Origin of the sequence: Leisingera thetidis (genome assembly GCF_025857195.1) — a bacterium.
Lineage (GTDB): Bacteria > Pseudomonadota > Alphaproteobacteria > Rhodobacterales > Rhodobacteraceae > Leisingera > Leisingera thetidis.
In genome coordinates this window covers 14,468-28,338 of sequence record NZ_CP109790.1, presented here as the reverse complement: position 1 = coordinate 28,338, position 13,871 = coordinate 14,468, and the positions used below count along the sequence as shown (strand labels likewise).

General features: G+C 64.8%; 8 protein-coding genes and 1 pseudogene. All 9 read right to left on the bottom strand.

Annotation, left to right across the window (positions count from 1 at the left end; genetic code table 11):
* Window positions 1–44 precede the first annotated feature (44 nt).
* The 9 genes and pseudogenes from OKQ63_RS26210 to OKQ63_RS23905 all read right to left on the bottom strand — a co-directional run bounded on the left by OKQ63_RS26210 (window position 45) and on the right by OKQ63_RS23905 (window position 13,857).
* On the bottom strand, window positions 45–3,479 hold the full coding sequence (locus OKQ63_RS26210) for a type VI secretion system contractile sheath domain-containing protein (protein ID WP_350356324.1): 3,435 nt from the start codon (window positions 3,477–3,479) through the stop codon (window positions 45–47).
* Between the two features lie 765 nt (window positions 3,480–4,244).
* Window positions 4,245–4,742: pseudogene (gene tssB, locus OKQ63_RS23940) on the bottom strand (type VI secretion system contractile sheath small subunit); the annotation flags it as partial.
* Window positions 4,735–5,589 (bottom strand): ion transporter, encoded by an 855-nt coding sequence (locus tag OKQ63_RS23935; protein ID WP_264214499.1) that lies wholly within the window; start codon window positions 5,587–5,589, stop codon window positions 4,735–4,737. The pseudogene tssB and the gene OKQ63_RS23935, both read right to left, overlap by 8 nt.
* A 69-nt stretch (window positions 5,590–5,658) precedes the next feature.
* Window positions 5,659–6,906, bottom strand: a complete 1,248-nt coding sequence (locus tag OKQ63_RS23930; RefSeq protein WP_264214498.1) for a hypothetical protein — start codon at window positions 6,904–6,906, stop codon at window positions 5,659–5,661.
* Window positions 6,907–6,940: 34 nt separating this feature from the next.
* Window positions 6,941–9,664 (bottom strand): type VI secretion system ATPase TssH, encoded by a 2,724-nt coding sequence (gene tssH, locus OKQ63_RS23925; protein WP_264214497.1) that lies wholly within the window; start codon window positions 9,662–9,664, stop codon window positions 6,941–6,943.
* Between the two features lies 1 nt (window position 9,665).
* The gene (gene tssG, locus OKQ63_RS23920; RefSeq protein ID WP_264214496.1) at window positions 9,666–10,721 is read right to left on the bottom strand and encodes a type VI secretion system baseplate subunit TssG; all 1,056 of its coding nucleotides are present in this window, start codon (window positions 10,719–10,721) and stop codon (window positions 9,666–9,668) included.
* Window positions 10,685–12,562: a type VI secretion system baseplate subunit TssF gene (gene tssF, locus OKQ63_RS23915; protein ID WP_264214495.1), complete on the bottom strand. Its 1,878-nt coding sequence runs from the start codon at window positions 12,560–12,562 to the stop codon at window positions 10,685–10,687. Before tssF ends, tssG begins: the two co-directional genes overlap by 37 nt.
* Before the next feature lies 1 nt (window position 12,563).
* Window positions 12,564–13,061 carry a type VI secretion system baseplate subunit TssE gene (gene tssE, locus OKQ63_RS23910; RefSeq protein ID WP_264214494.1) on the bottom strand — a complete coding sequence of 166 codons (498 nt, stop codon included), beginning with the start codon at window positions 13,059–13,061 and terminating at the stop codon, window positions 12,564–12,566.
* On the bottom strand, window positions 13,054–13,857 hold the full coding sequence (locus OKQ63_RS23905) for a type VI secretion system accessory protein TagJ (protein WP_264214493.1): 804 nt from the start codon (window positions 13,855–13,857) through the stop codon (window positions 13,054–13,056). The genes tssE and OKQ63_RS23905 overlap by 8 nt, the downstream gene beginning before the upstream one ends.
* Window positions 13,858–13,871: the final 14 nt, after the last annotated feature.

Below are 13,871 nucleotides of genomic sequence, written 5' to 3'. Positions count from 1 at the left end.
GGAACCGGGCCGGAAATCGCCGGCAGTGTTCTCAAACATTCGCATCATAAATCATCCAAAAGCGCGGCGAGATCCGCATCCATTTCGTCGTCGCCGCCGTCATCATCATCATCGCCGTCATCCCCGAACGACGACAAAAGGTCATCCAGATCCCCGAGGCCATCGTCATCACCGTCATCGCCCCCGAAATCAAGATCATCCAGGCCGAGATCATCCCCATCATCTCCGCCCGGATCCAAATCAAGATCCAGATCTTCATCTTCCTCCCCGCCGCCCGCAGGTGCTGCCGGCTTCGGCAGCCCGCGCGGGTCCGGCGGCGACGGCTCAGGTGCCGGCAATCCGGTCCAGGGGCCCAGGATTTCACTGCCTTTCAAAGAATTGAAAGACGTCAGCCGCACTTCATCCCGCCCCTTGACCGCGCTCACCGCCATGTAGCCGCGTTCCTGCGCCTGCGCGATCTTGTTCAAGTCGATGTTGCGCTCGGTGCACGGCAGCGCCACCTGGTCACCGAACTTGTCGTTCACATAATGATAGGGCATCCCTCCCAAAGTCATGATCTTGCCCAGCTGCAGCGAAGGACCGTTCTCCCGGAAGGACCGCGCCAGGAGGATCGCCACCAGCACGGCCGGGTTGGCCCAGAGCATGCCCTTCAAGCCTTCCGTTTCGGTAAACTCTTCGAATTCAAACTCGTAACAAGGCTCGGTTTTTTCCCCATAGGGCCTGCGCAGCAGGAACCGCGGGCTGACCAGCCCCAGATGCCCGGCCTCGGCCATGCCCTGCAGCGTGTTCCAGGCATCGGCCACCAGCTTGGGCCGCTCCGCCTTGGGCGTCTTCAGGAACTCCGGCGAGATCGCCGCAAAGAACGGCGCATCCACATGCGCGGCCACCCGGGCAATCCGGCCCAGCAGCTCCGCATGCGGCGGGGTTTCCTCGAACTGGTACATGCCGATCAGCGCCGAATACCCGCCGCGCCCGTTCTCCTCATCCAGCGGCTCCTCCGTCAGAAGCCGCACAAAGCCGGTTTTCGACAGGTCCTCTTCCGCGGCCAGATCCGCCGCCAATTCCTCTGCCGAAATGTCATACAGCATCACATCCAGCGTGTCGTCGTCCTCGATCGAGCGCGCCATCAGGTCCAGTGAGCGCCACTGCGCCTCGATCGACTGGAACTCCGGGTGGTGCAGCACCAGCCGCATCGCGTGCCCCAGCGCTTCATCCACCGCCTTCTGCATCGCCGCCACGTCGGGATCCGGCAGCGCCCGGATATGCGGGCCCACAACGCGCGCCAGCAGCTCCTCCACCGGCGACGCCGCGCGCGGGGTGATGCCGGCCGCGCCAATCAGCTGTTGAAAGGCGCTCAGGCGCTTGTCTGCCGGCACCGAATTGCCTGCCGAAGTCCGTTTCGGCGCCCGCGCCTTTGTGCCGTGCTTTTCGGCCCAGGCCTTCAGCGTAGTCGCCGCATGATCTGCCGTCGCGCCGCTTTGCAGCTGCTTGCGCAGGCCCACCAGTTCCGAGAACAATTCAACGTTTTCATAAAGCTCATCCGGATGCAGCCCGTCCAGATCCTCCAGCTTCACCGCAATCCCGGCACCATCCTTGCCGATCGGCAGGACCAGCTCGGTGGCAAAGCCCGCGATCACATCCTCGACCGTATCCGGATCCAACAGGATCGCCTTGCGCGCCGCCAGCCCGTCTCCGGTCTCCAGCTGTCCTTTTGCCGCGCGGCCGGAGAAATCGCCCAGCACCGCCAGCCGGAACCGCTTCCGCTCCAGCTTCTGCGCCGCGGGGCGGTCTGCGCTCATGGTGCCATAGGCAAACTCAGGCTCTTCAGAGGCATCTGCTCCTGCCGCCGCCGGCTCTGCGCCGCCGTCCCCCAAATCCCCCAGCAGATCGTCAAGGTCCATATCACCGTCATCGCCGATCAGATCATCCAGCTCAGAGTCCGCATCTCCCAAGCCGCCCAGCAGCGCATCAAGGTCATCCTCGGCGCTGTCCGCTTCCGCGCTTTCTTCTTCCGCCGCCTCTTCGCCGAGGCCCGCCAGAAGATCGTCCAGATCACCGTCGTCCTCATCGCTGCCCAGATCCCCCAGAAGATCATCGAGGCTGGCATCTTCCTCCGCTCCGGGATCCTCGTCTGCCGGTTCGGGCGCGGCGCTGTCTTCCGCATCCAGGTCGCTCAGAAGCTCGTCCAGACTGCCGTCGTCCGAAACCTCCGCGGCAGCGTCTTCCAGCTCCTCCCCGCCGGCCAGCAGCGCAGCCGGATCAGAGCCGTCTTCACCTTCAGCCTCCTTACTGTCCAGACTGTCCAGATCCCCCAGCAAATCGTCCAGCCCGCTGCCGTCCTCAGCGGCTTCCGCAGGCGGCTGGTCCTCCGCATCGCTTAACAGCGCATCCAGATCATCCGCCGCGGCGGAGTCATCCCCGCCGGTCAGATCGCCCAGAAGACTGTCCAGACCGTCGTCCTCCGCGTCGTCCTGCGTGGCATCGCTGTCAAGATCTGCAAGCAGATCATCCAGCCCGCCATCCTCGGCTGCGTCCTCTGCCGGCGCGTCCAGCGTTTCCAGCGCCGCACCCAGATCAACCTCCTCCGTGTCCTCATCTGGTTCCTCCAGCCCGGCCGTCACATCCGCAGTACCGTCCGCGCCGCCGCTGCTGTCCTCCGCGTCCAGGCCGTCTTCCAGCAGACTTTCCAGAATATCACCGGAGCTGTCCTCCGCGGCGTCCGCGCCTTCAACCGGACCCAAGCCCGCCAGCGCATCCTCCGCCGCGCCGGCGGGGTCCTGCTCTTCCGGTGACTCCTCCAGCAGGCCGTCAAGAACATCGTCCAGACCGCCGTCACCAGACTCTTCCTCAATTGCGGCACCCGCCAGACTCTCCAAGGCCGCGGCAGCCTCCCCGCCGTCATCCTCATCGGTGAGTTCCGTTTCGGTCAGCCCATCCAGAACGCCGGTGATATCCTCGTCCCCTTCCACGCCGGCCATACTCTCCAAAGCGGCGTCCAAGGCTCCGTCTGCCTGGACTTCCTCAGGCTCCAGTTCCGCCAGACCCTCCAGGATGCCCGAGTGGTCCTCGGCCTCCGGCTCGTCCACGCCGGCGGCGGCAAGGCTTTCCAGCGCGCCCTCGGCGGCGTCATCGCTTTCTTCTTCAATCCCGGCCGAGGCCAGCTCTCCCAGAACCGCAGAATGGTCCTCGGCCTCTTCGGCTTCCGGCACATCCGCCGCCGCCAGGCTCTCCAAGGCAGCACCAGCGGTATCGTCTTCCGCGGCGTCTTCCGGCGCCTGTTCCGCAAGCCCGGCAAAAATGCCGGAGTGATCTTCAGCGGTCTGCTCTTCGATGTTGGCATCCGCCAGGCTGTCCAGCGCGTCATCGGCTTCAGTGTCGGCCTCTTCCGGCAGTTCGGTGCCCGCAAGCGCGTCCAGAACGCCGGTGTGATCTTCCGCTTGTTCCTCAGGCTCTGGCGCTGCTGCAAGGCTCTCCAGCACGGATGCCGCGGCATCGTCTGCGCCACCGTCCTCCGGTGCCTGCGCCGCCAGCCCCGCGAGCACCTCGCCAGAGCGGCCCGCGTCCGCCGCTTCGGGAACATCGGCCTGCGCCAACCCCTCCAGAACAGAATCCGCCTGATCTTCCTCTTCAGACTCCGGCACCTCTGCCGACGCCAGTGACGCAAGCGCATCCCCGGTTTCGTCGTCCGGATCTTCCGTGACCGGTGCCGCGGCGCTCAGGCCTGACAGAATCTCGGCCGACTCGTCCCCGGGTTTCACCGCCGCGGGTTCCGCCGCACGCAGCCCCTCAAGAACACTGCCTGATGCATCCTCCGCGGCATCTTCTTCCGGCGCCTGCGCCGACAGGCCGGCCAGCACCGCGCCAGTGGCTTCCTCCGCTTCCGGGTCCGGGTCCGGCACATCCGCCTGCGCAAGCCCTTCCAGAACAGAGTCTGCGCTATCCTCGTGCGCAGCCTCCTGCACCTCTGCCGCAGCCAAGGACGCCAGGGCACCTGCGGTTTCATCCGGCTGGTCTGACTCCGGCGGGGCGGCCTCACTCAAACCCGCCAGCACGCCTGCCGAGTCATCTTCTGCGGCCTGATCCTCCGGCGCCGACTCGCGCAGCGCATCAAGAACACCGCTCGATGCATCCTCCTTGGCTGCATCCTCCGGGGCTTGCGCCGCAAGCTCTGCCAGAACGTCACTGCCGTCATCTTCCGCCGCCTCAGGCAGCTCCAGATTGCGCAGGCTGTCCAGCGCGGCGGCGCTATCGGCATCCGCCGCAGGCGCCGACACTGCCGAAAGCAGTGCCGGATCGTTCAGGATCGTCTCGATCAGCGCTTCCGCCCCGGTCTTGCCGTCCATATAGGCCATCAGGTTCTGCAGCTGGGTGCGCGCTTCCAGCAGCGGGCGCAAAGCCTCCACTTTGCCGGCAATGGCGCCGGGCGAGAAATCCGCCATGCTTTCGAACGTCAGATCGACCGCCAGATTGCCCTCGCCGGTCAGCGTGTTGGGCACCGTGAAGGCGGCGCGCGGCGCCAGTGCCTTCATCCGCTCGTCGAAATTGTCGACGTCGATCTCCAGGAACTTGCGGTCCGCAATGGCGGGCTGCTCCACTTCGGACTTGCCCGCAAGGTCGCTCATCACCCCCATCACAAAGGGCAGCTGCACCTTTTTCTCTGAGCCATAGAGCTCCACGTCATATTCAATCTGAACGCGCGGTGCCCGGTTGCGGGCGATGAACTTCTGCGAGCTGTCAGCCATCGCCCCGCCCTTTCAGCTCCGCGATTTCAGCCCGCAGAGCCTTGATTTCCTCATGCAGCTCCAGCACATGCGCATCCACCACGTCGGTCTCCGACTTGACCAGATCGCGCAGCTGCTCGAACTCGGCCTCCGCTTCGGCCTCCACCGCCGACTGCATGGTATTGACCAAAAGGCCGATGAACAGGTTCAGGACCGAGAAGGCGGTAATCACGATGAACGGCACAAAGAACGCCCAGGCATAGGGGAACTCCTTCATCACCGGACGCACGATGCCCATCGACCAGCTTTCCAGCGTCATGATCTGGAACAGCGAATAGAGCGACCGCCCCAGGGTGCCGAACCAGGCGTCGAAAGCATTGCCATACATCAGCGTGGCCATCACCCCGAACACGTAGAACACAATGGAGATCATCACGATCACCGCGCCCATGCCCGGCAGCGCATCCAGCAGCGCCTGCACCACGGCGCGCATCTGCGGCACCACCGACAGCAGCCGCAAGGCGCGCACCACCCGCAGGCCGCGCAGCGCTGACAAGCCCTGGCTGTCCGGCAGCAGGCCCACCGAGACCACCAGAAAATCGAAGATGTTCCAAGCCGACGTGAAGAAGCGCAGCCCATAGGCAAAAAGCTTGAGCGCCAGTTCGGCGACAAAGATGCCCAGAACCACCCTGTCGATCGCATCCAGCAGCCCGCCGGCATGCGCGTTGACGGTATCAGAGGTGCCCAATCCAAGGGTAACGGCATTGAAGATGATCACGCCCAGGACCGCATTGGTCACCCACGGGCGCTCAACAAATTCCCGGGCCCGGTCCCGAAGCGTCACTGATGTTTGCGCGCTGCTGTCCAATCTTTCTCTCCACCCGGTCGTTCCGTTTCGGCCGGGCGTCTGCTGCGCCCGGCGGTCTTTTGTCTTGTCTCAGGCCGCGTCGAACACGGTCCCGTCCAGCGCCTTGCTGGTGATCTTGTCATAGGCATAGCCGCCCGCGGCACCGCCAACGCCCAGGGCCAGGTCCTTGGCGCCGGTGGCGATCGAGTTGCCGTCGATCGGCGACAGCGCCAGCGCCGCGAACTTCAGCCCCTCGCGGAACACTTTCAGCGCCTTGGGATCCTTGATCGTCAGCGCCGTCACCCGCTTCATCAGATCCTTGATCTTGCTGGCCCAGTCGCGGGCCTCGCCATACATGATCTGGATCTTGTCGATGGCGCTTTGCACCGCATCGTAATTGTTGGCCAGCGCCGCATCCAGCGCCTTGCTGACCATCACCAGCTGGGTCTTCTTGTCCTTGATCGGGTGCTTCTTCAGCTTCTTGCCGACCTCGGTCAGAAACTCCTTCTTGAGCTTTTCCTGCTGCTTCAGGATCTTGTTCAGGGTCTTGGACAGGTCATGCATCTTGACGATCATCTGGGCATATTTCGCCTTCAGCGTGTCTGCCGCATCCTCCACCGTCTTGACCGAAGGCTGCGAGATGCCGAGGAACTCCTGGAACACCGCCGCCGAGACCTCGTTCGCCGCATTGAGCTTGGGGTTGGAGGCGGCCTTTTCCACCACCGCCAGATTCTTCACCAGGATCACCTTGGACTGCTCGATGTTGACCGCCAGCTTGCCGATGTCCTTGGCCAGCGACACACCCGACTTGATGAAACCGATGATGGCAAAGGCCGCGCCCGCGCCGCCCGAAAACGGCGAGGTCGCCATTGCCGCAATGCTGACCGCCAGGCCGGCCAGGGTGCCGGCAATCGAGACGCCGATCTTGATCTTGAACTTGGACCATTCCTTTTTCTTCTTCTGCAGGTTGGCCCAGGCCTTCTGCGCGGCCAGTTCGGCGGCTTTTTCACCGACCTTGATGTCGTTCTTGATCGCTTCGTTCAGCCCTTTCAGCTGCTTCGCCATGGTCTTTTCATCAGCGCCCTTGTTGACCATCTCGACAAAGGCCTTGTCGAACACCTTGCACTTCTTCTCTATCGTGTCGCGGGTCTGCTCGAACACTTCGCTGGCGCCGGCGTGAAACTCCTGCTGCAGAAGCGGGTCTTTCTCGACCCCCTTCTCCATTTTCTTGTCCAGCTCGACGACAACCTTGAAGGACAGTTTGGGCGGCACAACCATCTCCAGCCCCGACGCCTTGATGTCGACGTTCTTCATGTCCATGACAACATGTTTAACCATTGGATTCCTCCCCACTAACTACCCTCGGGCGCGATCAATCAAACGCGTATGAAAACTCCCCGTCCGTGACGCCGATAGCCACCTTCCTGACCTCCTCGCCCTCCATCAGGCGGCGCAGGAATTCATTGGAAATGTCCGGCAGCATCGAATTGGTGACAATGGCGTCGATCATCCGGCCGCCCGATTCCAGCTCCTGGCAGCGCTCGACAATCTTGTCGACGACCTCATCCGAATAGGAGAACGGCACCGCATGCGCCTCCTCCACCCGCTTCTGGATGCGGCCCAGCTGCAGCTTGGTGATCTCGGCGATCATGCCGGGCGACAGCGGGTAATAGGGGATCGTCACCAGACGCCCCAAAAGCGCCGGCGGGAACACCTTCAGCAGCGGGTCGCGCAGCGCCTTGGCCATGCCCTCCGGCTCCGGCATCAGATCCGGGTCCGAGCACAGGTCCATGATGGTCTCGGTGCCGACGTTCGAGGTCAGCAGGATCAGCGTGTTCTTGAAGTCGATGATGCGACCCTCGCCGTCCTCCATCACCCCCTTGTCGAACACCTGAAAGAAGATCTCATGCACATCCGGGTGCGCCTTTTCGACCTCGTCCAGCAGCACCACCGAATAGGGCTTGCGCCGCACCGCCTCGGTCAGCACCCCGCCCTCGCCATAGCCGACATAGCCGGGCGGCGCGCCTTTCAGCGAGCTGACGGTATGGGCCTCCTGGTATTCCGACATGTTGATGGTGATGACATTCTGTTCGCCGCCATACAGCACCTCGGCCAGCGCCAGCGCGGTCTCGGTCTTGCCGACACCGGAGGTGCCCGCCAGCATGAACACCCCGATCGGCTTGTTCGGATTGTCGAGCCCGGCCCGGCTGGTCTGGATCCGCTTGGCGATCATCTTCATCGCGTGGTCCTGGCCGATCACCCGTTTCGCCAGATGCTCCTCCAGGTTCAGAATGGTCTCGATCTCATCCTTGACCATGCGGCCGACCGGGATGCCGGTCCAGTCGCCGACCACGCTTGCCACCGCCTGATGGTCCACAATCGGCAGGATCAGCGCGGAATCGCCCTGCAGCGCCTCCAGCTCGGCGTTCTTGTCCTTCAGCTGCTGCATGAGTTCGGCGCGTTGGTCGTCCGTGAGCGGGCTATCGGCGGCGCCCTCCGCGGCGTCATCCCCGGCATCCGGGACAGCGTCCACGGGCGCGGCCCCCTCCCGGAGCTTGGCGCGCAGTTCCAGGATGCCTTCGACAACCGCCTTTTCCTTGTCCCAGCGTTCGGTCAGCCCGGCCAGCCGTTCCTCTTCGGCAGCCTTGGCGGCCTCCGCCGCCGCGCGCCGCTCAGCAACCTCATAGCCAGCCGTTTCATCGCGGCCGATGATCTCCAGCTCGGTGGTCAGCGCCTCGATGCGGCGCTGGCTGTCGTCGACCTCGGCCGGCACCGCGTGCTGGCTGACCGCCACCCGGGCACAGGCGGTGTCCAGCAGGCTCACCGATTTGTCCGGCAGCTGCCGCGCCGGGATATAGCGCGCCGACAGGCTGACCGCCGCCTCGATCCCCTCGTCCAGCACCTGCACCCGGTGGTGGTTTTCCAGCATCGAGGCAATGCCGCGCATCATCAGCACCGCCTTCGGAATGCCCGGCTCATCGACCTTGACCACCTGGAAGCGCCGGGTCAGCGCCGGGTCCTTCTCGATGTATTTCTTGTACTCGGCCCAGGTGGTGGCGCCGATGGTGCGCAGCGTGCCGCGCGCCAGCGCCGGTTTCAGCAGGTTGGCCGCATCGCCGGTGCCGGCCGCGCCGCCTGCCCCCACCAGCGTGTGGGTCTCATCGACAAACATCACAATCGGCACCGGGCTGGCCTGCACCTCATCGATCACCTGGCGCAGGCGGTTTTCGAACTCGCCCTTCATGCTGGCGCCGGCCTGCAGCAGGCCCACGTCCAGCACCAGAAGCCGCACATCATGCAGTGCCGGCGGCACGTCGCCGCGCGCGATCCGCAGCGCAAAGCCCTCGACCACCGCCGTCTTGCCCACCCCGGCCTCGCCGGTCAGGATCGGGTTGTTCTGCCTGCGGCGCATCAGGATGTCGACGATCTGGCGGATTTCCTCGTCGCGGCCGACAATCGGGTCGATCTCGCCATTGCGCGCCTGTTCGGTCAGATCGGTGCAGAACTGCTGCAGCGCCTCGCCCTTGCCCATCGCACCGGGCGCCATCGAACCGGAGGCCTCGCCCGGCTCCGCGCCGCCGCCGGTGACGTTGGAGCCGTCCTGCGCGCCCAGCCGGTCCTCGGGCGAGCCATCGGTGGCTGCGTTGAAATGGTCCGCCAGGTCATCGGCTCCGATCCTGGCCAGCTCCGGCGACATGGTCGTCAGGATATTGCGCAAGGCCGGCGTCTTCAGCATGCCCAAGAGCAGATGCCCGCTGCGCACCTGGGAGGAGGAGTACAGCAGCGAGCCCCAGACCCAGCCGCGTTCCATCGCATCCATCAGATGGTCCGACAGATCCGAAATCGTCGAGGCGCCGCGCGGCAGCATGTCCAGCGCGCGGGTGAGTTCGGAGGCAATCTTGCCCGCATCCAGATCGTAATGCTGGATGATCCGGTGCAAATCGCTGTCCTGCTGCGCCAGCAGCTGATGCATCCAATGCACCAGCTCGACATATGGATTGCCCCGCATCTTGCAGAACACGGTTGCGCTTTCAACGGCCTGGTATCCCAGCTTGTTCAGCTTGCCAAACAGCGCCACGCGGCTGATCTCGGTCATCTCAAATCCCTCCCTCTACAGGCATCTCGGCCCCGGCGCCTAATCCCGGGTACAGGTATAAGTCATTCACGTCCGGCTGATCCGCGTCCGGATCGGGGCGCGACCGCACCCAGCTGGTGTGCCCCAGCCGCGTCGTGCCGCCCAGGGACGCCCGCGGCACCTCGTCTCCGGCCAGCACCAGGTTCACATCCCAGTCCAGCACATCGCCGGCATAGGACCGCACAATCGCCCGCAGCCGTTTCAGCGCCGCGCCGCCCGGCAGCAGCCGCTCGTAGTCCTTCAGCGTCAGCGGCCCGATGCGGATGCGGAACTTGGCCGACCGGCTCCAGACCTTGTCGCCGATGCTGGTGCTCTGCCCCAGCCCGCCGTAGCCCAGCTGCCAGCGGTCGTCCGGCTCCAGCTCCAGCCAGCTGCCGACATATTCCTCCAAGGAGACCGGCACCTCGAAAAACGCCGACAGGATCGACACCAGCCCCTCGGCGTTCTTTGCCCCTTTCGCCAGATGACCCGCAAAATGCAGCTTGGCCAGATCGGGCATGTCGTCCCGGCCGGTGAACTTGAAGCCGTTATAGCCGATCAGCGACGACACCTTGCGCGCCATCGGATCGTCCGCGCGGTCAAAGCTGACGGCGGGCGAGCCCTGCGTCCAGGCGCGGTACAAGAGGCTCATCAGCCGGTGCGTCAGCATGTCGGCAAAGGCCACCATCGTCGGATCGCGGTGGTTGCGTTTGCGGTCGCGGGCATATTCGGTCAGATGCAGCGGCAGCGGCCCCTGCGGCCCGAACAGGCCAAAGAAACGGTTGGTCAGAACCGCGGGCTTGTCGCCTTCGGCCGGTTTGAACGCGGCAATGGTCGACGGCGGGAACGCCAGTTCAGCCTCCTGCCCCAGACGCAGCCGGTCCTGGCGCGGGCGGCGGCTTTCGCCAAGGCGCGGGGCGTCACCGAAATGCGCCTCCAACACCCTCAGGGCCTGAAAAACGTGGTGTTTCTCAGGCTCCATGGCCAGCCGGCCATACAGGCTCAGATCATCCGGCCGAGGCCCTTTTCCGGTCGCCATCTGGCAATTTCCCCGCGTTTTTCAGTCGTCAGGACTGTCTCCGTGAATGAGTTGATGCTGGCATAACCGCGGAAGAACCGCTCCAGCACGGCCCCCAGCGCATAGATGTTGCTGCCTTCGAAAAAACTCTCGTCAAAGCCCAGGGTGATCTCCAGGCCGCGCACAGCGGTCGACAGGATCTCATCGCTCATCCGCCGCACGATGGGCCGCGCGCCCACCGACAGGATCCCCTCCAGCTGCTTCTCCGTCACCCGGTCGCCCAAAGGCGCATAAAGGCCGACCAGCTCGCGCAGCGCCTCTGCCGACTGGCCCTTGCCGGTTTCGGCAATCGACACGTAGTTGAGGCTGAGATGCGAGATCAGCCGCCAGGCGGTATCGCCCTGCGCCAGCGTCGGATGCGGCCGCGTCGGCGAGACCGGCAGCGTGACCTTGGTGACCGGGCCGCCTTCGGGCAGGTGGAACACGTCGTCATTGCCGGTGGCCAGCAGCATCGGCAGGTCGCGGTTGGTGCACAGCGCGTTGACCGCCAGCTGCTCCAGTCCCGAGGAATACGGCGCCTGCGCCCGGTCGACCAGCGTCAGGTAGACCTCCGACCCCAGATAAGAGCTGCGCACCCCGCGCAGCCGCTCCTTCTCCGAACGCTGCCGCATCCGCCGCTTGACGGTGTAATAGGCCGGGTGGCTTTCGCCGGCGGCGGTGAAATCATTGGCGGAATAGAACGGGCGGAAGATCACGTCATCCTCGCCCTCGCCGCTGATCCCGACCACGCTCTGCAGCGCGTAGACTTCGAAATCCAGGCCGGCGGTGCGGTTGGGGATCACGTGATGCTCGGTATCGATCGGCGCGATCCGCACCCGGTCGCAGCGTTTCTCGAACAGGTTCACGGCCGGCACCGCGTTCAGCTGGAACACCTCCGGCACCACGATCGGGGCAACCTCCGGCATCCCCTCGCGCAGCAGGATATACAGATCGACCTCATTGCCTTCGGATTTCGCCAGCCCCGCCTGCAGCCCCTGCAGTTCGACAAAGCGGAACCGCTCCGGCATCGCAAAATACTCCTGCAGCAGCCGGTAGCCGTCATAGACCCGGCGCGGCAGCGGCAGCAGCGCCTCCTCCTGGCTGAACCCCTTCTGCACCACCTTGGCGCCGCGCAGCGGCAGCTGCCAGTCCGCCCGCCGGTCGGTGGAGCGCGCCACGATCCCCTGCACCTGGGTGCACAACAGCTCCAAAAGCGGCCAGCTGTTGCCTGCCCCGCTGGTCAGGTACAGCGACAGCTTGTCCATCTCCAGCTTGCTGATCGGGTCGCCGTCGATCCGCTTGATCCTGAGCCGGATGCCCGCCCGCGCGTCATATCCCGTGGCCACGCCCGCCGCCACCAGCTCGCCGCGCCCGTCGATATACTGCGCCTCGGTGATCCGGATCGGCCACATCGTCAGGTCGGCGGCGGTGCGGAACTCGCAGGGCGTCTGCTCGCCCTCGGTCAGCCGCGACCGCAGGGTCGAGCCGCGCGGCAGCACATAGCCGCTTTTGACGGCCGAGTTGGCCGCATCCGGCTCGAACGCCGCAATCATCATCGACGGCGTCGGCGCCAGGTAATGCGGATAGATGATCTCCAGCAGATTGGAGGTGAAATTCGGATACTGCAGCTCCAGCTCCAGCTGCACCCGCGCGGTCAGGAAGGCAGCGCCTTCCAGCAGCCGCTCGACGTAAGGGTCGAGCACCTCGACCCCCTCCATCCCCAGCCGCGCGGCGATCTTGGGATAGGCGGCGGCAAACTCCGCGCCCATGTCGCGCAGGTAGTTCAGCTCGTTCTCGTAATGGGTCAGCAGCCGTGTGTCCATCTCACTGCGCCCTTTCCATTTCCACTTCGCCGGTGGTCAGATCGACCTTGCTGCGCAAATACAGCTCCAGCGGCATCGGCTGCGCCCACATGTCGGCGCGGATCTCCAGCCCCACGGTCATCTCGGTGGCGTCGGTGCCATCCTGCAGCCGCACATCCACCGATCCTTCGATGATCCGCGGCTCATAAGCTGCAATCGCCTGCTTGATCGAGCGGCGGATCGACTCCGCCTTCTCACTGGTCGAGGCCTCGCCCGCCACTTCCACCAACCCGTAATTCAGCACCGAAGCCGACACCGAGGGATATCTCTCCGCATCGAAATGGCTTTCCACATTCTGGGTGTTCAGCAGCCAGGACAGATCGCGCTGGATGATTTCGCGCAGCCGCGCAAGGTCGATCACCCGGCTCTCGCGGGTTTCCTTCAGATCGCCAGGTGCATTGTCGGTCAGCCGGTCCAGCAGCGACGGCTGCAGGCGCTCGGCCAGTGTCTTGTCAGCCATTCTCTATTTCATGCCCATCCATACGGAGCGAGCGCACATCCATGATGGCAATGTCCTCTTCGCCGATCGTCAGCAGCCGCTGGCCCAGACCGGTATAGGTTTCGCCGCCGGCGTCCTGCCACACGGTGGCGCGCGCCAGCATCGACAGCCCGTCGGCCTTCTCCGAGCCGGGATAGCGGGTCGGGATCATCGCCGCCACCGCGCCGCCGCCCGCCAGCGTCAGCGTGCCGGCCGTCCAGACCGCATCGCGCAAATCGCTCGGTTCTTCGGCTTCAAACGAGACGATCTGCGCAAACGGCAGCCAGTAGTATTTGCCGTTGACCACCGTCTCCAGCACCGGGCCCAGCCGCATGTCGGCATCTGCGATCCACTCGAACCGCTTGCCGTTGACCTCGCCCGGGCTGGCGGGGGCCGCATCAAAGGCGCGGTTGCGCAGTTCCGCGGCTTCCTTGGGGTTGCCCTGCGCCAGCAGTTTCTGCGCCTCGATCAGATGCGCCAGCCATTCCTCCGGCTCGCCCAGGATCAGCGGCGATTTCTCCCCGGCAAACACCTTGTCGCGGTAGACCTCGCAGATGATCGCCTCGCGGTAGGCCTGTGCCATCACCGTGGCGCCGTCATCCAGTCCCGCCGCCGCCTTCAGCTGGGCCACCGCCCGGTTCCAGTCCCCCAGCACGCACAAGAGCTGGAACAGGAACACCCGCAGCTTGGCATTGCTCGCGTCGGCCCTGATTTTCTCCTGCAGCGCCTCCAGCGCCGCCCTGGGATCACCGGCTTTCAGATGCTCTTCAGGTGTCATGGGGCTCTACTCCG